Source organism: Citrobacter sp. RHB21-C05, from assembly GCF_013889015.1.
GTDB classification, from domain to species: Bacteria; Pseudomonadota; Gammaproteobacteria; order Enterobacterales; family Enterobacteriaceae; genus Citrobacter_A; species Citrobacter_A sedlakii.
Window position 1 is genome coordinate 3528308 of the sequence record NZ_CP057611.1, and the last position, 20836, is coordinate 3549143.

Here is a 20836-nt window from a genome sequence, read left to right on the forward strand (position 1 = left end):
TCAGGCCTCCCGGCTACGAGCGCACATCATCGTTGCTTCGCAAACTACTTTACCGTCGACCAGAGCAACCCCTTTGAAGCGGGTCAGGCCACGGCGCGTTTTCTCGAAAGTCACTTCCATGATCATCTGATCGCCAGGCACGACAGGACGCTTAAAGCGCGCTTCATCAATACCTGCGAAATAGTAAAGCTCTCCCGGCTCCAGTTTACCCACGCTTTTAAACGCCAGAATACCGGTAGCCTGTGCCATTGCTTCCAGAATCAGAACGCCCGGAAAGATCGGCTTGCCCGGGAAATGTCCCTGGAAAAACGGCTCGTTAACGGAAACATTCTTCACTGCGCGGAGAAAGCGACCTTCTTCAAAATCCAGCACCCGATCCACCAGCAAAAACGGGAAACGGTGCGGCAGAAGTTCTAAAATCTCTTCAATGTGCAGAGTATGAGTGTTAGTAGTCAAAATACTCTTCCTGTCCAAATATACTAAAAGCCAATAATAACACGGCCTGCCGCAATCGTATGAATGCCGACAGGCCGTAAAGTATGTGTGACCGGGTGAGAGTTTAGTCTTGTTGATTAACCTTGCGCTCAATCGCTTTGAGACGCTTGCTCATATCATCAATGTTCATCACCAGTGCGGCTGTCTTACGCCATACTTTGTTAGGTTGCAGCGGAATGCCTGAGGAATAGACGCCAGACTCCGTGATGGGACGCATCACCATCCCCATGCCCGTCACCGTCACCTTGTCGCATATTTCCATATGGCCATTAATGACGCTGGCGCCGCCAATCATACAGTAACGGCCAATCTTCAGGCTGCCCGCCATAATGACGCCACCGGCAACCGCCGTATTGTCGCCAATCACAACGTTATGCGCAATCTGACACTGGTTATCAATGATAACACCGTTGCCGATCACCGTATCATCCAGCGCACCACGGTCGATGGTGGTACAGGCGCCGATCTCCACGCGATCGCCAATAATGACGCGACCAAGCTGCGGGATCTTCACCCAGTTGCCGCGATCGTTGGCATAGCCAAAACCGTCAGCGCCAATCACCGTACTGGACTGGATCAGGCAATTCTCACCTATCTGGATGTCGTGGTAAACCGTTACATTCGCCCATAAGCGCGAGCCGGCACCAATTTTCGTATTTTTCCCGACGAAGCAACCCGCGCCGATAACCACGTTATCGCCCAGCGCTACGCCTGATTCAATGACCGCATTTGCGCCGATTGAAACATTGCTACCCAGCGTCGCCGTCGCATCTACCACCGCACTTGGTGCGATATTCTGCGCCGGCTGCGGCGTGGTATCTAAAATTTGCGCCATTCGCGCATACGTGAGGTAGGGATTCTTCACTACCAGCGCGGCGCTTTTAGCAAAAGGAAGATCGTCCTGCGTCATGACAACGGCAGACGCCTGGCATAACGCCAGGTGCTCACGGTATTTCGGATTCACCATGAACGTAATGTGACCCGTTTGCGCAGATTGCATGGACGCAACGCCGGTGATGACGATATCGCCATCACCGTGTAATTCTGCATCCAACTGCTCTGCTAAATCAGACAGTCGAATTGAAGGCATTACTTATTTAACCTGTTTCAGTACGTCAGCAGTAATATCTTTTACATCGCTGCTGTTGTAAGCAACGCTGTTCGCGTCAACGACCAGATCGATGCTCTGGCTGTTGGCAACGGATTTCACCGCAGTCTGGATACGGGTAACCAGTTTGCCACGTTCTTCGTTGGAACGACGTGCGCGATCCTGCTCAAAAGCCTGCGCTTTCTGAGAGAACGTCTGGCGCTGCGCCATCACGTCTTTTTCCAGCTTGGTACGTTCGCCACCTGCTTTCATGGACTGCAGACGCTGCATTTTGGACTGCAGGTCAGTTTCCATACGTTGCAGTTCGCTGGCGCGGCTTTTGAACTCGTTTTCCAGCGTTTTGGAAACGCCAGTCTTCTGCGCAACCTGCTGGAACAGGCTACCCATGTTGACGATTGCAATTTTGTCAGCAGCCTGTGCAGACGTAACCATTGCTAAACCGAGACCTGCCGCTAATAACCACTTTTTCACAATAAACTCCTTACCATCCCATTTGCACCCGAAGGTGCAGTTCTTTGCGTGGCCAGGCGACCCCATGCAAGATCGCCTAAAGTCATCGCTACACTACCATTACATTCCCTTGTGAAGAACCGTTACCAGGTTTTACCAATGTTAAACTGGAACTGTTCTGCTTTGTCTCCATCGTACTTTTTAAACGGCTGGGCGTAGGAGAATACCAACGGCCCCAATGGGGACATCCATTGTAATGCGATACCAGCGGACATACGGATATTGCTCGGATCGCTGTAATCAGGATAGCCTGAGAAACGGCTGGAATCCCAGTTTGTATCCCAAACGGTACCCATATCCCAGAAGAAGGAGGTACGTACCGAGTTCGCGTATTTATCGCTGATAAACGGCGTTGGGGTAATGAACTCAAGGCTGGCGACAGCCATTGCGTTACCGCCCACTGCGTCATCGGATTCACACGGCGCCGTGTTGGTGCTTGCACATTCGTTATCGTAGTCATCATCGCCATCATGACGGCTGCTGGCTGGCAGATAGACCGCTTTCGGACCGATGGTGTTCGACTGGAAACCACGTACGGTGCTGGAGCCGCCCGCATAGAAGTTTTCATAGAACGGCATCTCTTTGCCGCCGATACCATCACCGTAACCCCAACGCGTACGACCCAGCACAACCCATTTGTGGTCGTCATCGATCGGCACATAAGTCGCGGTGTCCAGCGTCGCTTTGTAGTATTCGTTATCAGAACCCGGAATGGTCACTTTACCGTTCAGGTTGATACGCGTACCTTCCGTCGGGAAGAAGCCACGGTCGAGCTTGTTATACGTCCAGCCGTAGTTAAAGGTGAAGTCATCCGCGGCGAAGCTGTTGCGATCGTTCGTCGGGTCCGGGTTTTCCCCCATCGAGTTCAGATAACGCCACATGGCGACCTGCGGCTGCATGTTGGACAGTTTGTTATGCACATAACCGAGGCCCGCGCGCAGCGTGTTGTATTCATTCACCGGGAAGCCCAGCGTCACGTCCGTACCGTAGCTCTTGTTGGTATAGTCGGACAGATCCGCGTCATCCGCCTGGAAATCGTTATAGAACACGCGACCGCCGAGACTTACGCCGTCAACGGTGAAGTACGGGTTGGTCACAGACAGTTCGGTATAGGTCTGGTAGTCGTTCTTCGTACCATTGATCCCTACCGCATAACCGGTACCCAACCAGTTATCCTGCTGTACGCCCGCCTGGAAGCTGACGCCGCTTTCTGTACCGTAACCGATACCGAAGTTGAAGCTACCGGTGTTACGCTCTTTCACCTTGTAGACCACGTCCACCTGGTCCGGGCTACCCGGAACGCGCTGGGTGTCAGTATCGACGGTTTCGAAGTAACCTAAACGGTTCAGACGTTCTTTACCCTGATCGACCAGATCGCTGCCCAGCCATGCCCCTTCCATCTGACGCATTTCACGACGCAGAACGGCATCTTTAGAGGTGTCATTGCCTTCAAAACGGATCTTACGTACGTAGAAACGGTTACCCGCATCAACGTTGACGCGCAGGTTAACGGTTTTATCCGTATCGTTGATTTCCGGCTGAGACTGAACGCGTGGATAGGCGTAACCATAGCGACCAAGAAGCTTTTTAATGTCATCTTCCATTTTGGTCACTTTGGTGCCGTTATACAGCTCGCCCGGCTCGATTTTGGTCAGGCTTTCGATCTCAGCAGAGTGACCCGCCAGGTTACCGCTCACCTGCACGCCAGAAAGCTTGTACTGATCGCCTTCCGTGACGTTAACGGTGATATAAATGCCTTTCTTGTCCGGCGTCAGGCTGACCTGAGTAGAGTCAATGTTGAAGCGCGCGTAGCCGCGATCCAGATAGTAGCTGCGCAGGGTCTCTAAGTCGCCCGCCAGTTTCTGTTTCTGGTATTTGCGATCGCCGACCACGTTCCACCACGGCACTTCGTCGCGCAACTGGAAGTGAGAGATCAGTTCGTTGGTACTGAAAGCATGGTTGCCAACGATGTTGATCTGCTGGATCTTCGCGGACACGCCTTCCTGGAAGACCAGTTTCAGGTCAACACGGTTACGCGGCAGCGGAGTCACCACCGCTTTAACGCTGGCGCTGTATTTACCGACACTGTAGTAGAAGTCTTCCAGCCCTTTTTCGATATCGGCAATGGTGGTGCGATCCAGAGATTCGCCGACACGCACGCCAGACGCCTCGAGGTTTTGCTTCAGCATATCGTCTTTCACCGATTTGTTACCGGAGAACGTGATGCTGGCAATAGTCGGGCGTTCTTTTACCTGAACCAGAAGGGTATCACCATCACGAAGGACGCGGACGTCCTCAAAGTTGCCGGTGGCAAACAGAGCGCGAATGGTATTACTGATATCTTCATCATTAACCGTGTCGCCTGTGCGCACCGGCATACTGAGGAGGGCCGCACCAACGGCGACACGCTGCAGGCCTTCGAAATGAATGTCCTTCACTACGAACCCTTCAGCACCGTATACGGTGGCGCTGCTAAACAGCAGCGACGCTATGAGCAACTTTTTCATCGCCATCGTTATTATGCGTTCTTCCTAACTAACTCTCTTACAACCGAGAGAAATCATTGAAAAGTGCAAGCCCCATTAACAGCACCAGCAAAATCGAGCCAATGCGATAACTAAAGTCTTGAACCCGCTCGGATACCGGCCCGCCCTTAAGCTTTTCAATCGCCAGGAACAGCAGATGCCCCCCGTCAAGAACGGGCAGCGGAAACAGGTTGATTATCCCGAGGTTCACGCTGATAAGCGCAAGGAACATCAGGTAATATATCACCCCGAACTCCGCTGACATCCCAGCCCCCTGAGCGATAGAAATCGGCCCACTGAGGTTGTTCAGTTTCACATCACCGGTTATCAATTTTCCCAGCATACTGACCGTCAGCTTCATCAACTGCCACGTTTTATCCGTGGCCTGTGCGATGGCGCTAAACGGCCCATACTGGCGTACTGTCTTGTACTCATCCGGCAGAGGAATGATTTTCGGCACAACGCCGGCAAAACCTTCCGCCTTTCCGTTACCCGATTTGGTATCCGGGATTAACGTCAAAGACAAGGCACTCCCCTGCCTTTCAATTTCCAGCGCTAACGGCTTACCGGGATTATCGCGCACAAGCGTCACGAAATTCATCCATTGCGTTAACGGTTGACCATCGACTTTAACGATCCTGTCGCCAGCTTGCAAACCCGCTTTACTTGCCGCGGACTGCGCCTGCACTTCTGACAGCACCGGTTCGATCTGAGGCCCGCGCGGTCGAATCCCCAAAGAAGATACAGGATCTTCCTTGTCTGGCTCAAATGCCCAATGACGCAAATCCAGCGTTTTCTCCTGACGCTGGTTACTGCCAAAAGGCGCGACGCTGAGCGTCGTCTGCTCGTCGCCGATTTTCGCGACCAACTGTAAACGCACCGCATCCCAATCAGGGGTTTCGATACCGTCAATGGCTTTAAGTTCCGTTCCCGGCGCAATTTGCGCGTCGGCGGCAATCGAGTTGGGGGTTATTTCACCAACCACCGGACGAACGCCAGGGACGCCGATGATAAACACCAGCCAGTAAGCGAAGATGGCAAAAAGGAAATTAGCAACCGGGCCGGCGGCGATAATTGCGGCACGCTGACCTACGGTTTTGTTGTTGAACGCGTGGTGGCGCAGTTCCGGAATCACCGGCTCAGCGCGCTCATCCAGCATTTTGACGTAACCGCCCAGCGGGATAAGGGCGATAACATATTCAGTACCAGACCTGTCGGTACGGCGCCAAAGCGCTTTACCAAAGCCAATGGAAAAGCGCTCTACACGGACACCGCAACGCCGTGCAACCCAGAAATGACCAAATTCATGCACGGTGATAAGCACGCCCAGTGCAACAATGAATGCAGCCAGATTCCAGAGAATACTCAGCATAAAACCTTCCGTTAAAGCGTTTTGAATACCAGTAACAACAGGCACGCAAAGACCGGTACTGCCGCCGTCAGGCTATCAATACGGTCCAGAATACCACCGTGTCCTGGAATCAAATGACCGCTGTCTTTAATTCCTGCTTCACGCTTGAACATGCTCTCAGTAAGATCGCCCAGCACAGAGGCCAGCGCGGCAATAATAGAGCAAATTAACAAGGTGACCGGCGCAACGTCCAGGTTCGCCCACATGCTGTAACCCCAGGAGATTACCGCTGCTGTCGCGAGACCGCCAAAAAAGCCCTGCCAGGTTTTCCCTGGCGACACCTTCGGCGCCAGCTTATGTTTGCCAAACAGTTTGCCAAACATATACGCCCCGGAGTCCGCGCCCCAAACGAGGATCATGACATAGAGTAGCCATATCGCGCCACTGTAATGATTATCGTCATAATGCCAGGCGCGAAGCGCCAGCATGCCCCAGAAAAAGGGAACGATAGTCAACACGCCGAAAATTATGCGTAATGTCTTCGAATTACGCCAGATCGCCGCTGAACCGGGATAGAAAAACACCAGGAGTAAAGCAACGATCCACCAGCCTAACGACGCCCAAAGTGAGACCTCGACCAGCGGCTGGTGAATATTATGATGGTATTCCGGCAGTAAAAACAGCATTAGCGCGAGTAACAGCCCGCACAGTACCGCCAGCCATACGCGTTGCGTGCGAGTGGCAAAACCGCTTAACTGTCCCCATTCCCACGCGGCCAGCATACACACCAGCAGCGTAACAATAGCGAACCCCACCGGCGGCAGTAGAAACAGCGCCGCGATGACCACGGGTATTAAAACAAAAGCAGAAATCAGGCGATACTTCAGCAAAAGCGACCCCCATCAGGCTTTGTCATCACCGGGCTCGGTGCCGCCGAAACGACGCTCTCGATTAGCAAAGGCATGCAGCGCACCTTCAAAGTCTTGTTCATCGAAATCGGGCCAGAGCACATCAGTAAAGTAAAGTTCGGCGTAGGCAATTTGCCAAAGCAAAAAGTTACTTATTCTATGCTCTCCCCCAGTCCTAATTACTAAATCCACCGGAGCCAGCTCATGCATACAGATTTGTTGGTTGAGCATTTCTTCATCAATCTGTTCCGGGCGCAGTACACCGTCCTGCACCTGTTCCGCCAGTTTTCTGACTCCCTGGACAATATCCCAACGTCCGCCGTAATTCGCCGCAATGTTCAGCGTCAGCCCGGTATTCTGGGCAGTTAGCGCTTCCGATTTACGAATACGTTCCTGCAAACGCGAGTTAAATCGACTGGTATCGCCAATAATGCGCAGGCGGACGTTATGGCGGTGCAGGCTTTTGACTTCGCTGTCAAGCGCCCACACAAACAGCTCCATTAACGCGCTAACTTCCTGCGCTGGTCGGTTCCAGTTTTCACTACTAAAGGCATACAGCGTTAACGCATCAATACCGTTGTTGGCAGCAAAAGAGACGGCCCGGCGGACGGATTTCGCTCCGGCCTTATGCCCGAATGCCCGAATCTTCCCTTGCTTTTTTGCCCAGCGACCATTGCCATCCATAATGATCGCGACATGACGACAGCCATGTGCTGGCAAATTTTCGCTTACTGGTTGAGTTGCAGACAACATAACGCGTTTTTAGTCCCTGAAAGGATTTAGCGGTACTCAGGAATACAGAAGCCTTTTACACTTCATCTCTCAGGCTGCCACTTGTCAGCTTGCTGTCCCGCGTCACGTACCGCTGTACGCGCCCGGGAACGCATCCACTCGCCGCCCTGATGCAACCTGAATGATTTTGCGTATCCACAAAAAAGCCGTGTCAAACCACGGCTTGCCTGACCGAAAAAAGCCAAATACCTGCGATCAGGTGGCGCAGACTATATCACTGAAGCCCAACGCTAACAAATAGCACGATCTTCTGTAGCCGGATTATCCTCAGCTTGCGAGACGCGTCACTTGTTTTCTGGCGACTTCTCGCGCAATGGCATCCACTCGCAGGACGTCATCCACACTCTGAGGCTCTTGCAGGTCCATCTGTTCCAGCACAGCTAAATTGAGATCGGCAATATCGGTAAAGCGAAGTTCTTCAGCAAGAAATGCAGCAACGACGATTTCGTTTGCCGCATTCAACGCAGTGGTTGCCGCCTGCCCTTGCTCAAACGCTTCCATTGCCAGTTTCAGGCACGGATAGCGCTCATAGTCCGGCGCGCTAAAAGTCAGCGCGCTGAGCTGGCAGAAATCGAGCGGCTTAACACCCGAGGTCACGCGATTCGGCCAGGCCATGGTATGGGCAATTGGCGTACGCATATCCGGCTCCCCTAGTTGCGCCAGAACGCTGCCGTCCTGATAACGCACCATTGAGTGAATAACCGACTGCGGATGAATCAGCACGTCCATCTGGCGGGCACTGGCGTTGAACAACCAACGCGCTTCTATGTATTCCAGACCTTTATTCATCATGGTGGCGGAGTCGACGGAAATTTTACGCCCCATCGACCAGTTCGGGTGACGGCATGCCTGCTCGGGCGTCATTGAGGCCAGATCGCGCAGCGGCGTTTCCCGAAACGGGCCACCAGACCCGGTAAGCAAAACCGACATCACGCCATTTTGCTCAAGGTCAGCGTATCCCAGATTGTGTTGAATGGGTTGGGGCATACTCTGAAAAATAGCGTTATGCTCGCTGTCCACCGGTAAAAGCCGTGCGCCACTTTGCTTTACCGCATCCATAAACAGGCGTCCGCAGGTGACCAGCGACTCTTTATTGGCCAGCAGAATGGTTTTACCGGCGCGAATGGCGGCCAGCGTCGGCAACAGCCCTGCTGCGCCCACAATGGCCGCCATGACTTGATCCGCGTCATCCAGCGCCGCCATCTCACAGGCTGCCTGCTGCCCGCTAAGAACCTCTGTGCGGCAACCATGTTGCTGCAACGTGGCTTTTAGCAGCGTTGCGCTGGCTTCGTCATCCATCACCGCGTAATGCGGGGAGAATTCCAGGCACTGCTCCACCATACGGGTGACATTCTTACCTGCCACCAGCGCGACAACGCGAAAGTCGTCAGGGTTCTGGCGCACCACGTCAAGCGTGCTGCAACCAATAGAGCCGGTCGAGCCCAGAAGGGTTATGTGCTTCATTGAACGTCCAGTCTGAAAGTGAGACAGGGTAAAAGGTAAAAAGCAAAACGCCGCCAGCCGATCCAAAAGATCTTCTGAGCGGCGTTTACGTCGTACCGGTGAATCAGAACTGCATCAGTTCCGCTTCTTTGTCTGCCAGCGCCGCTTCCACTTTCTTGATAGCGGCATCGGTCAGTTTCTGAATATCGTCCTGAGAACGACGGTCATCATCTTCGCTGATCTCTTTGTCTTTCAGCAGCGCCTTGACTTTATCGTTAGCGTCACGACGCACGTTACGCACGGCAACGCGAGCCTGCTCCGCTTCGCCACGCACGATTTTCGTCAGGTCTTTACGACGTTCTTCAGTCAGCGGCGGCAGTGGAACACGGATATCGCTGCCGGCAGAACTTGGGTTCAGACCGAGGTCAGACGCCATGATCGCTTTTTCAACGGCCGGGCTCAGAGAGCGGTCAAATACGTTGATTTTCAGGGTACGGGAATCTTCTACCGTTACGCTTGCCAGCTGACGCAGCGGCGTCGGCGTACCGTAATATTCCACAACAATGCCATCCAGCAGGCTGGGAGAAGCACGACCCGTGCGAATTTTGCTGATTTGGGTTTTGAATGCTTCAACGCATTTGTCCATGCGTACTTCAGCATCTTTTCTGATATCGCTAATCACGTTACGAATCCTTGGAAACTAGTCTCAGTCAGACCAGACAATTGCACATAGTGGAAATGCGCTTAGTATAGCCCTGATTAAAATATTACGGGTAATCCCGCGATACTGACGCAAAATCTTACCGCGATTTCTGCACAAAATCATTCAGGTTGTATCAAGGCGGCAGTTGAACGACAAATTTGTCAGGAACAAATTTGAACAGCCGCAGGCGTCCTTCAGTGAGGGACAAGGATGCCCCTCATTTATTCCCAGCAGCTTACACATGTAAGTGACTGGGGTGAGCAAAGGCAGCCAACGCAGAGACAGCCTGAAAGATGAAGTGTAACACGGGAATTACTCCGTGATTAACGTCCCTTCTTTCTCACCCATGACCACACGACGCAGCGCGCCCGGCTTGTTCATGTTGAACACGCGAATCGGCAATTTGTGGTCACGCGCCAGCGTAAACGCCGCCAGATCCATCACTTTTAGCTCTTTTTCCAGCACTTCGCTGTAGGTCAGTTGCTCGTACATGGTGGCCGACGGATCTTTTGCCGGATCGGCGGTGAATACACCATCCACCTTGGTTGCTTTCAGGACAACGTCCGCTTCAATTTCAATACCGCGCAGGCAGGCTGCAGAGTCGGTAGTAAAGAACGGGTTACCGGTCCCGGCAGAGAGGATCACCACGCGGTTATTACGCAGCAGGCTGATCGCTTCCGCCCAGCTGTAGTTGTCGCACACGCCGTTAAGCGGAATCGCCGACATCAGGCGAGCGTTCACATAGGCGCGATGGAGCGCATCGCGCATCGCCAGGCCGTTCATCACGGTGGCCAGCATGCCCATGTGGTCGCCCACAACGCGGTTCATTCCCGCTTTCGCCAGACCTGCGCCACGGAACAGGTTACCGCCACCAATAACCACACCAACCTGAATCCCCAGTTCAACCAGTTCTTTGATTTCCTGAGCCATACGATCCAGTATGCTTGCGTCAATACCGAAGCCTTCCGAACCCTGCAGAGCTTCGCCACTCAACTTAAGCAGAATACGTTTATAGACGGGTTTTGCATTGGTAGCCATGTTTCTTTCCTGAGACTGTCAACGATTTAAAAAGGGGGTAAATTCTGGCGACAATGATATGTCGCTTCTCAGTACAACGAAATAAGAGCCATACTGATTTTGCGTGACGGGTGACAAAAAGAAGCCGCCCTCAGGCGGCTCCTTTTCAATCATTAAGACTGCTTGGACATTGCAGCAACTTCTGCTGCGAAGTCAGTCTCAACTTTTTCGATGCCTTCGCCCACTTCGAAGCGGATGAAGCCAGTCACGTCAGCGTTGTGCTCTTTCAGCAGCTGACCAACAGACTTGCTCGGATCCATAACGAAAGGCTGGCCAGTCAGAGAAACTTCGCCGGTGAATTTCTTCATGCGGCCTTCAACCATTTTCTCTGCGATTTCTTTCGGCTTGCCAGACTGCATGGCGATGTCCAGCTGTACCTGGTATTCTTTCTCTACCACTTCAGCAGACACGTCTTCCGGCTTAACGAATTCCGGCTTGCTTGCCGCAACATGCATTGCCAGCTGCTTAACCAGTTCTTCGTCAGCGCCTTTCGCGGCAACCAGAACACCGATGCGCGCACCGTGCTGGTAGCTACCCAGAACGTCGCCTTCCAGGGAAGCGATACGACGGATGTTGATGTTCTCGCCGATTTTCGCAACCAGCGCAACGCGCTCTTCTTCGAACTGCGCTTTCAGTACTTCAACGTCAGTGATTTTACCCGCAACCGCTGCGTCCAGTACTTTGTCAGCGAAAGCCTGGAAACCGCCGTCTTTCGCAACGAAGTCAGTCTGGCAGTTAACTTCCAGAATGAACGCGATATTGCCTTCGATTTTGGTTTTGATTACGCCGTCAGCAGCAACGTTGCCTGCTTTTTTCGCTGCTTTGATCGCACCGGACTTACGCATGTTTTCGATTGCCAGCTCGATGTCGCCATTCGCTTCAGTCAGTGCTTTTTTGCAATCCATCATGCCTGCGCCAGTACGCTCACGCAGCTCTTTTACCAGGGATGCGGTAATTTCAGCCATTCTAAAATCCTCGGAAGATTTGATCTGCCCGGCGTCAAACCGCACAGATTTAAAAGTGAAAAAGGGGGCCATTGATAGGCCCCCTAACCAAACGTGATACTACCTGGTCCAAAAAGGGGCTCGAACGAGCGTTCCTTATTATTCAGCTTCTACGAAGCTTTCTTCCGCCTGGGAAGCCAGATCCTGAGAACGGCCTTCACGAACGGTTGCAGCGACAGCGCCCAGGTACAGGCTAACAGCACGGATTGCGTCGTCGTTACCCGGGATAACGAAGTCAACACCGTCCGGATCAGAGTTGGTATCAACGATAGCAAATACCGGAATACCCAGGTTGTTTGCTTCTTTGATAGCAATGTGCTCGTGGTCGGCATCGATAACGAACAGCGCGTCCGGCAGACCGCCCATGTCTTTGATACCGCCCAGGCTGTTTTCCAGTTTCTCAAGCTCACGCGTACGCATCAGCGCTTCTTTCTTGGTCAGCTTTTCGAAAGTACCGTCCTGAGACTGAGTTTCCAGGTCTTTCAGACGTTTGATGGACTGACGAACGGTTTTCCAGTTAGTCAGCATACCGCCCAGCCAGCGATGGTTCACGAAGAACTGATCGCAGCTGTTAGCAGCTTCTTTCACCGCTTCGCTTGCAGCGCGTTTAGTACCAACGAAAAGGATTTTACCTTTACGAGAAGCAATCTTGTTCAGCTCAGCCAGCGCTTCGTTGAACATCGGTACCGTTTTCTCAAGGTTGATGATGTGAACTTTGTTACGCGCACCGAAGATGAACGGCTTCATTTTCGGGTTCCAGTAACGGGTCTGGTGACCGAAGTGAACACCAGCCTTGAGCATGTCGCGCATGGAAACAGTTGCCATGATTAAAACCTCTATAGATAAAGTTGGGGTTATGCCTCCACGTATCCCATATTACCGACCCCAAAGGGCACCCCGGAATATGTGCCGATACGTGTGTGTTGTTACACAAAGTGAGATATGTCGCTTCCGTCCATCTTGTGTAGTCTCGAATGGAACGGAAGTCCGGCGCGCTTTATACCACAAATACGCCGCCGACACCAATAATTGTTGGCTGAGTGTGCTGTTAATGATTCTCAATTTGGCACGGGGTGCGCCTGACTGATACCATTGACAATACTTACACTAGTATTGTCGAAAAAATCGACACCGATGGACAGATTACATGGCTATCTCAATTAAGACCCCTGAAGAAATCGAAAAAATGCGCGTCGCGGGCCGTCTGGCCGCGGAAGTGCTGGAGATGATCGAACCGCATATCAAACCGGGCGTCAGCACGGGCGAACTGGATCGTCTTTGTAACGACTACATCGTCAACGAGCAGCACGCGATTTCCGCCTGCCTCGGTTACCATGGTTATCCGAAATCCGTCTGCATCTCTATTAATGAAGTGGTATGCCACGGGATCCCGGACGATGCCAAGCTGTTGAAAGACGGCGATATCGTCAACATTGACGTGACTGTCATCAAAGACGAATACCACGGCGACACCTCAAAAATGTTTATCGTCGGCAAGCCGACTATCCTGGGCGAGCGTCTGTGCCGCGTCACGCAGGAGAGCCTGTATCTGGCCCTGCGTATGGTAAAACCGGGCATCCGTCTGCGCGCCCTGGGCGCGGCGATTCAGAAATACGCGGAAGGCGAAGGCTTCTCTGTGGTGCGCGAATACTGCGGACACGGTATTGGCCGCGGCTTCCATGAAGAACCGCAGGTACTGCATTACGATGCGGACGACGGCGGCGTGGTGCTGCAACCGGGCATGACATTCACCATTGAGCCAATGCTGAATGCCGGTGATTACCGCATCCGCACCATGAAGGATGGCTGGACGGTAAAAACCAAAGACAGAAGCTTGTCTGCACAGTATGAGCACACTATTGTAGTAACCGAAAACGGCTGCGAAATTCTGACCTTACGCAAGGATGACACTATCCCGGCGGTCATTACGCACGACGAATAACTGATTGCCTGATGGCGCTGTCGCTTATCAGGCCTGGAAATTGCAGTGTTCCCTGGGCCGGATAAGGCGTTTCGCCGACATCCGGCTTTTTAATGGGTGGCGCATAATGAATACTCTTCCTGAACAGCACGCGAATACCGCACTTCCCACCCTTCCCGGCCAGCCGCAAAACCCAGGCAGTTGGTCGCGTGACGAACTCACCGTCAGCGGGATAAAGTCCCACATCGATACCTTCCAGCAATGGCTGGGCGACGCGTTTGACAGCGGGATCTCCGCCGAGCAGTTGATCGAAGCCCGAACCGAGTTTATTGATCAACTGCTGCAACGGTTGTGGATTGACGCGGGATTCGGGCAGATTGCCGATCTGGCGCTGGTCGCCGTCGGCGGCTACGGTCGCGGCGAACTGCATCCGCTTTCCGACATCGATCTGCTGATCTTAAGCCGCAAAAAATTACCCGATGACCAGGCGCAGAAAGTGGGTGAACTGCTGACGCTGCTGTGGGACGTAAAGCTGGAGGTCGGTCACAGCGTACGTACGCTTGAAGAGTGTCTGCTGGAAGGGCTGTCGGATCTGACCGTCGCCACCAACCTGATCGAAACCCGGCTGCTGATTGGCGACGTGGCGCTGTTCCTTGAGCTGCAAAAACACATTTTCAGCGAAGGCTTCTGGCCGTCCGACACGTTCTACGCCGCCAAAGTCGAAGAACAGAACCAGCGCCACCAGCGCTATCACGGCACCAGCTATAACCTCGAGCCGGATATCAAAAGCAGCCCCGGCGGCCTGCGCGACATCCATACGCTACAGTGGGTCGCCCGCCGTCACTTTGGCGCCACCTCCCTTGATGAGATGGTCGGTTTTGGCTTTTTGACCCAGGCCGAACGCGCGGAGTTAAACGAGTGCCTGCACATACTCTGGCGGATCCGCTTTGCGCTGCATCTGGTGGTGCCCCGTTACGACAACCGTCTGTTGTTTGACCGCCAGCTTAGCGTCGCCCAGCGTCTCAACTACCGTGGCGAAGGCAACGAGCCGGTCGAGCAAATGATGAAGGATTTCTTCCGGGTGACGCGGCGGGTCAGCGAACTGAACCAGATGCTGCTCCAGTTGTTTGACGAAGCCATCCTCGCCTTGCCGGCGGACGAAAAGCCGCGCCCGATCGACGACGACTTTCAACTGCGTGGCACGCTGATCGACCTGCGTCACGACGATCTGTTTATCCGCGAGCCGGAAGCGATCCTGCGGATGTTCTATACCATGGTCCGCAATAGCGCGATCACCGGGATCTACTCCACCACCCTGCGCCATCTGCGCCACGCCCGACGTCATCTGAACCAGCCGCTGTGCTACATCCCGGAAGCGCGTTCGCTGTTTCTCAGCATGCTGCGTCACCCTGGCGCGGTCAGCCGCGGCCTGCTGCCGATGCACCGCCATAGCGTGCTGTGGGCCTATATGCCCCAGTGGTCGCACATTGTCGGACAGATGCAGTTCGATCTGTTCCACGCTTACACAGTGGATGAACACACCATTCGCGTGATGCTGAAGCTGGAAAGCTTCGCCAAAGAAGAGACCCGCCAGCGCCACCCGCTGTGTGTGGATCTGTGGCCCCGTCTGCGTCAGCCGGAGCTGATTCTGATCGCCGCTCTGTTCCACGACATCGCCAAAGGGCGCGGCGGCGACCACTCCGTGCTGGGGGCGCAGGACGTGCTCAAATTCGCCGAGCTGCATGGCCTGAACTCGCGGGAGACCCAACTGGTGGCCTGGCTGGTACGGCAACATCTGCTGATGTCAGTTACCGCCCAGCGCCGCGATATTCAGGATCCGGAGGTGATCAAGCAGTTTGCCGAAGAAGTACAGACGGAGCACCGCTTGCGCTTTCTCGTCTGCCTGACAGTAGCCGACATATGCGCCACCAACGAAACGCTGTGGAATAGCTGGAAGCAAAGCCTGCTGCGCGAACTGTACTTCGCCACAGAGAAACAGCTGCGCCGCGGCATGCAGAATACGCCAGATATGCGCGAGCGCGTACGCCATCATCAGCTTCAGGCGCTGGCGCTATTACGGATGGACAATATTGATGAAGAGGCGCTGCACCATATCTGGTCGCGCTGTCGCGCCAACTATTTTGTCCGTCACAGCCCAAATCAACTGGCCTGGCACGCGCGACATCTGCTTCAGCACGACCTGAACAAGCCGTTGATTTTGCTCAGTCCGCAGGCGACGCGCGGCGGAACGGAAATTTTTATCTGGAGTCCGGACCGACCTTACCTGTTTGCCGCCGTCTGCGCTGAACTGGACAGGCGTAATCTCAGCGTCCACGATGCGCAGATCTTCACCACCCGCGACGGCATGGCAATGGATACGTTTATCGTCCTGGAGCCGGATGGCAGCCCGCTGTCGTCCGATCGCCACGAAGCGATCCGCTCAGGACTGGAACAGGCGATCACCCAGCGCAGTTGGCAACCGCCGCAGCCGCGTCGCCAGCCGGCTAAATTGCGTCACTTTACCGTGGATACCGAAGTGACGTTTTTGCCGACGCACACTGACCGGAAATCGTTCCTCGAACTGATTGCGCTCGACCAGCCCGGACTGCTGGCGCGGGTCGGGCAAATTTTTGCCGATCTGGGAATTTCGCTTCACGGCGCCCGAATTACAACCATTGGCGAGCGAGTAGAAGATTTATTCATAATCGCCACCGCGGACCGGCGTGCCCTTAATAATGCGCTCCAGCAGGAAGTGCATCAACGGTTGACAGAGGCCCTCAATCCAAACGATAAAGGGTAGTGTGTTTTTTTATTAGGGAAAGAGTTTACCAATGCAGCAGTTACAGAACGTTATTGAGACCGCTTTTGAGCGCCGTGCCGAGATCACGCCGGCGAATGTAGATACCGTGACCCGTGAAGCGGTGAATCAGGTGATTTCCCTGCTGGATTCCGGCGCACTGCGTGTTGCAGAAAAAATCGACGGCCAGTGGGTAACGCACCAGTGGCTGAAGAAAGCGGTACTGCTCTCTTTCCGTATTAACGATAACCAGGTTATCGACGGCGCGGAAAGTCGCTACTTCGATAAAGTGCCGATGAAATTTGCTGACTATGACGAAGCGCGTTTTCAGAAAGAAGGCTTCCGCGTGGTGCCACCTGCGGCGGTGCGCCAGGGGGCGTTCATTGCCCGTAACACCGTGCTGATGCCGTCTTACGTTAATATCGGCGCCTATGTTGATGAAGGTACGATGGTTGATACCTGGGCGACCGTCGGCTCCTGCGCGCAGATCGGTAAAAACGTTCATCTCTCCGGCGGCGTCGGCATCGGCGGCGTACTGGAGCCGCTGCAGGCGAACCCGACCATCATCGAAGATAACTGCTTTATCGGCGCGCGTTCAGAAGTCGTGGAAGGCGTGATCGTGGAAGAAGGTTCCGTGATTTCGATGGGCGTTTACATCGGCCAGAGCACCCGTATTTATGATCGTGAAACCGGCGAAGTGCATTATGGCCGCGTTCCGGCAGGTTCTGTTGTCGTTTCCGGCAACCTGCCGTCGAAAGATGGCAAATACAGTCTTTACTGCGCGGTGATTGTGAAAAAAGTCGATGCCAAAACGCGCGGCAAGGTCGGCATCAATGAGTTGTTACGTACCATCGACTGACAATGATTTGAAAAAGCGGGCATAGCCCGCTTTTTTTATCGCCTGAAGTGGCGGAAACGGGGCTTTTCGTTAATTATTCATAGGTTATGTTGAGATTAAGGGTACCGCTATGTACGACAATCTGAAAAGTCTGGGCATTACCAATCCTGAAGAAATCGATCGTTACAGCCTGCGGCAAGAAGCCAACAACGATATCCTGAAAATCTATTTCCAGAAGGATAAAGGCGAATTCTTTGCCAAGAGCGTGAAGTTTAAATACCCACGGCAACGTAAAACCGTGGTCGCCGACGGTATTGGGCAGGGTTACAAAGAGGTGCAGGAGATCAGCCCCAACCTGCGCTATGTTATCGACGAGCTGGATCAGATCTGCCAGCGCGATCGCACCGAAGTCGATCTGAAGCGCAAGATCCTTGACGACTTACGCCATCTGGAAAGCGTGGTCGCGAATAAGATCACCGAAATTGAGGCCGATCTGGAAAAATTGACGCGTAAGTAAGCGATTGTTGCCAGATGGCGCCGCCCACGTCCAGCCTACGCCCCCTGTCCTTTGTAGGCCCGATCAGTGCTGCGCCATCAGGCAAAAATTACCGTTGTTCATCAAGTTGTAGCGCCACATACAATAACAATCTGTCGTCAAAATTCCCCAGATCCAGCCCGGTCAGCTCTGAAATACGGTTCAGTCGGTACTCCAGCGTATTACGATGAATAAACAGCGCCTTTGACGTCGCCAGCGGCTGCACATTATGACGGAACCACGCCGCCAGCGTTCGGCGCAACAGGCCGTTATTATCCATTGCCTTCAGTCGCGCTAAAGGGCGCGCCAGCTCGTTAGCCTGCCAACCGCCGCGCAGACTGTCGAGCAGCACCGGCAACATTAAATCCTGATAAAAATAACTGCGGCTGTCCGGCATGCGCTGCTTGCCGACCATCATGGTAGTGCGGGCGGTACGGTATGAGCGGGCGATACTGCCGGGGCCGGTAAAGTAGTTGCCCAACGCGACGCGAAAACGCAGTTGCCCATTCTCTTTCATCCGCGAAATAAGCTGCTCAACGCGCCTGCGGTGATCTTCTGCATCCCAGCGACCAAACTGATTCAGCGCCGGTTTTAACACCACCATTTCGGTCAGCGAGACAATCGCGATCAGGTTATTGCGCTCGGGGGTGGTCAGCGCATTTTGCAATTGCTGCAGTTCCGCCATGGCGCTGTCGACGCCAAGCTGTCCGCTGTCGACTTCGACCACCGCCACCACGCGCGGCTGATTGAGATCGATGCCCAGACGCTGCGCCCACTCGGTCAGCGCCGGGGTGTTTTCTTCCGCCTGAATCAGGTTCATCACCAGTTCTTCACGCAGACGGCTGTCCTGCGCCAACAGGTGCATCAGACGTGACTGCTCCAGCATCATTTCTGCCGTCATGCATACCAGCTCGCCATATTTGCGCAGGTGCTCCGGCTCGCCGGTCAGACCGATCACGCCAACGATCTCCCCTTCCAGACGCAACGGCAGGTTGATCCCCTGACGCACACCGTGTAAGTGCCGCGCCACCGCGTCGTCAATATCAACCACGCGTCCCTGAGAGAGCACCAGCAGCGCGCCTTCGTGCAATTCACCAATACGCTCACGATCGCCGCTGCCGATAATCCGCCCGCGGGCATCCATTACGTTGATATTGGTATCAATGATGCGCATCGTCCGCGCCACGATATCCTGCGCCATTTTGGTATCAAGATGCCAGCCAGCCATAAACCCTCCTGTGAGCAGAGCTCAAGCATAAGGAAGATGACTAATCGCAGCATTGTGCAAATGCACAAAGCGAAGCAAAGAAGTATGGAGTTGTGGGGGGTATCACAAAAAGAACCCCCTTCCCTGTTCGGGAAGGGGGTGGGGAGATTACTGCATCAGCAAATAGATGGAGCTATCGCCACGCTGAATATTCAGCGCGAGGACAGACGGCTTGCTGTCGAGGATCTTGCGCAGCTCAGCGATGTTTTTCACCGCCTGCTGGTTAGCGCCGACAATCACGTCTCCTTTCTTCAGACCAATCTGCGCCGCTGGAGAATTCGCTTTCACGTTATTCACCACCACGCCTTGATCCTTGCCTTTGTTGCTCATTTCAGCGCCCTCAATGCCGCTGAAAATAGAGCTGGAATCCACCTGATTCTGGCTGCTCTGCTGCAGTTCCAGATTCACGGTCACCGGCTTGCCGTCACGCAACAGTCCGAGGGTGAGCTTGCTGCCAACCGGCATGGTGCCGACCTGCGCGCGCAGCGCGGCAAAGCTGCTGATGGGCTTGCCGTTCAGGGAGGTAATAACATCCCCGGCTTTAATGCCCGCTTTCGCCGCCGAAGAGTTTGGCATCACCTGGCTGACGAACGCGCCGCGCTGTGCGTCGACTTTCATCGCCTTCGCCAGCTCAGAGTTCAGTTCGGTACCCATAATGCCCAGCTCGCCGCGTTTCACCTGACCGAATTCCACCATCTGGGATGTGAGGTTTTTCACCATGTTGCTTGGGATGGCGAAGCCGATACCAATGTTGCCGCCGTCCGGCGCAAGGATAGCGGTGTTAATACCGATCAGTTCACCATTAAGGTTAACCAGCGCGCCACCGGAGTTACCGCGGTTGATCGCCGCGTCGGTCTGGATAAAGTTTTCATAGTTTTGCGCGTTCAGACCGCTACGGCCCAGCGCCGAGACGATACCGGAAGTGACGGTTTCGCCCAGACCAAACGGGTTACCGATGGCCACCGTGTAGTCGCCGACACGCAGCGCGTCGGAGTCAGCCAGTTTAATCGCCGTCAGGTTTTTCGGATCCTGGATTTGGATCAGCGCGATGTCAGAGCGCGGATCTTTGCCGACAATTTTGGCATCGAATTTACGGCCATCGCTCAGCTGTACTTTGATTACCGTGGCGTTGTCCACCACGTGGTTGTTGGTGACGACATAGCCTTTCGCGGCATCAATAATGACGCCAGATCCCAGCGCCATGAATTTTTGTTGCTGGCCGCCGTTACCCCCCGGGCCTCCCTGACAGAACGGGGAACTCTGGAACGGAGAACCCTCCTGGCAGAACGGGGAGTCATCACCAAAGAACTGCTGGAAATTACGCGGCATACGCGGCGTATTTACGGTTGTGCTACCTTCAACGTTAATGCTGACCACCGATGGCATCACTTTTTCGAGCATCGGCGCCAGACTTGGCATCTGCTGAGCGGTCGTTGCTGAGGCGGTTTCAGCAGCCGTGGCAGAAAGCGGAGATAACGCCAAACCTAAACTCAGAGCCAGTGCACTCATTGCTAATGTGGTTTTTTTCATGTGTATCAATCTCGATTAACAGATAACGCAAA

At 54.0% G+C, this 20836-nt stretch carries 18 protein-coding genes; 4 read left to right on the forward strand and 14 right to left on the reverse strand.

Annotated features, from left to right (window positions below; translation table 11 throughout):
• The 12 genes from fabZ to rpsB form a co-directional block, all read right to left on the reverse strand.
• Positions 1 to 456: a 3-hydroxyacyl-ACP dehydratase FabZ gene (gene fabZ, locus HVX72_RS16890; protein WP_003018528.1), complete on the reverse strand. Its 456-nt coding sequence runs from the start codon at positions 454 to 456 to the stop codon at positions 1 to 3.
• 103 nt (positions 457 to 559) lie between these two features.
• A complete protein-coding gene (gene lpxD / locus HVX72_RS16895) occupies positions 560 to 1585 on the reverse strand; it encodes a UDP-3-O-(3-hydroxymyristoyl)glucosamine N-acyltransferase (RefSeq protein WP_181821938.1) in 1026 nt (341 codons plus the stop codon).
• A 3-nt stretch (positions 1586 to 1588) separates the two neighbouring features.
• A complete protein-coding gene (skp, locus tag HVX72_RS16900) occupies positions 1589 to 2074 on the reverse strand; it encodes a molecular chaperone Skp (protein WP_042289857.1) in 486 nt (161 codons plus the stop codon).
• A gap of 122 nt (positions 2075 to 2196) precedes the next feature.
• A complete protein-coding gene (gene bamA, locus HVX72_RS16905; RefSeq protein ID WP_042289859.1) occupies positions 2197 to 4626 on the reverse strand; it encodes an outer membrane protein assembly factor BamA in 2430 nt (809 codons plus the stop codon).
• A gap of 31 nt (positions 4627 to 4657) precedes the next feature.
• Positions 4658 to 6010, reverse strand: a complete 1353-nt coding sequence (gene rseP, locus HVX72_RS16910; RefSeq protein ID WP_042289862.1) for a sigma E protease regulator RseP — start codon at positions 6008 to 6010, stop codon at positions 4658 to 4660.
• An 11-nt stretch (positions 6011 to 6021) separates the two neighbouring features.
• Positions 6022 to 6879 (reverse strand): phosphatidate cytidylyltransferase, encoded by an 858-nt coding sequence (gene cdsA, locus HVX72_RS16915; protein ID WP_042289864.1) that lies wholly within the window; start codon positions 6877 to 6879, stop codon positions 6022 to 6024.
• Positions 6880 to 6891: 12 nt separating this feature from the next.
• The gene (gene ispU, locus HVX72_RS16920; protein ID WP_042289866.1) at positions 6892 to 7650 is read right to left on the reverse strand and encodes a (2E,6E)-farnesyl-diphosphate-specific ditrans,polycis-undecaprenyl-diphosphate synthase; all 759 of its coding nucleotides are present in this window, start codon (positions 7648 to 7650) and stop codon (positions 6892 to 6894) included.
• Positions 7651 to 7956: 306 nt separating this feature from the next.
• Entirely contained in the window at positions 7957 to 9153 is a 1197-nt protein-coding gene (gene ispC, locus HVX72_RS16925) for a 1-deoxy-D-xylulose-5-phosphate reductoisomerase (protein WP_181821939.1), read from the reverse strand.
• A gap of 103 nt (positions 9154 to 9256) precedes the next feature.
• Positions 9257 to 9814 carry a ribosome recycling factor gene (frr, locus tag HVX72_RS16930; protein ID WP_042289871.1) on the reverse strand — a complete coding sequence of 186 codons (558 nt, stop codon included), beginning with the start codon at positions 9812 to 9814 and terminating at the stop codon, positions 9257 to 9259.
• Between the two features lie 333 nt (positions 9815 to 10147).
• Positions 10148 to 10873 carry a UMP kinase gene (gene pyrH, locus HVX72_RS16935; RefSeq protein WP_042289874.1) on the reverse strand — a complete coding sequence of 242 codons (726 nt, stop codon included), beginning with the start codon at positions 10871 to 10873 and terminating at the stop codon, positions 10148 to 10150.
• A gap of 152 nt (positions 10874 to 11025) precedes the next feature.
• Complete coding sequence (tsf, locus tag HVX72_RS16940; protein WP_042289878.1) at positions 11026 to 11877, reverse strand: translation elongation factor Ts; 852 nt, start codon at positions 11875 to 11877, stop codon at positions 11026 to 11028.
• A 138-nt stretch (positions 11878 to 12015) separates the two neighbouring features.
• A complete protein-coding gene (gene rpsB / locus HVX72_RS16945; RefSeq protein WP_012904553.1) occupies positions 12016 to 12741 on the reverse strand; it encodes a 30S ribosomal protein S2 in 726 nt (241 codons plus the stop codon).
• A gap of 322 nt (positions 12742 to 13063) precedes the next feature.
• Here rpsB and map point away from each other — a divergent pair, with 322 nt between their 5' ends.
• The 4 genes from map to HVX72_RS16965 all read left to right on the forward strand — a co-directional run bounded on the left by map (position 13064) and on the right by HVX72_RS16965 (position 17989).
• Complete coding sequence (gene map, locus HVX72_RS16950) at positions 13064 to 13858, forward strand: type I methionyl aminopeptidase (RefSeq protein WP_042289882.1); 795 nt, start codon at positions 13064 to 13066, stop codon at positions 13856 to 13858.
• Positions 13859 to 13964: 106 nt separating this feature from the next.
• Entirely contained in the window at positions 13965 to 16637 is a 2673-nt protein-coding gene (glnD, locus tag HVX72_RS16955) for a bifunctional uridylyltransferase/uridylyl-removing protein GlnD (protein WP_181821940.1), read from the forward strand.
• Between the two features lie 31 nt (positions 16638 to 16668).
• Positions 16669 to 17493: a 2,3,4,5-tetrahydropyridine-2,6-dicarboxylate N-succinyltransferase gene (dapD, locus tag HVX72_RS16960; protein WP_042289888.1), complete on the forward strand. Its 825-nt coding sequence runs from the start codon at positions 16669 to 16671 to the stop codon at positions 17491 to 17493.
• A gap of 109 nt (positions 17494 to 17602) precedes the next feature.
• The gene (locus tag HVX72_RS16965) at positions 17603 to 17989 is read left to right on the forward strand and encodes a DUF3461 family protein (RefSeq protein ID WP_042289892.1); all 387 of its coding nucleotides are present in this window, start codon (positions 17603 to 17605) and stop codon (positions 17987 to 17989) included.
• An 88-nt stretch (positions 17990 to 18077) separates the two neighbouring features.
• Here HVX72_RS16965 and cdaR read toward each other — a convergent pair whose 3' ends face one another.
• Entirely contained in the window at positions 18078 to 19235 is a 1158-nt protein-coding gene (gene cdaR / locus HVX72_RS16970; RefSeq protein WP_042289894.1) for a DNA-binding transcriptional regulator CdaR, read from the reverse strand.
• A 147-nt stretch (positions 19236 to 19382) separates the two neighbouring features.
• On the reverse strand, positions 19383 to 20804 hold the full coding sequence (gene degP / locus HVX72_RS16975; protein WP_042289896.1) for a serine endoprotease DegP: 1422 nt from the start codon (positions 20802 to 20804) through the stop codon (positions 19383 to 19385).
• Positions 20805 to 20836: the final 32 nt, after the last annotated feature.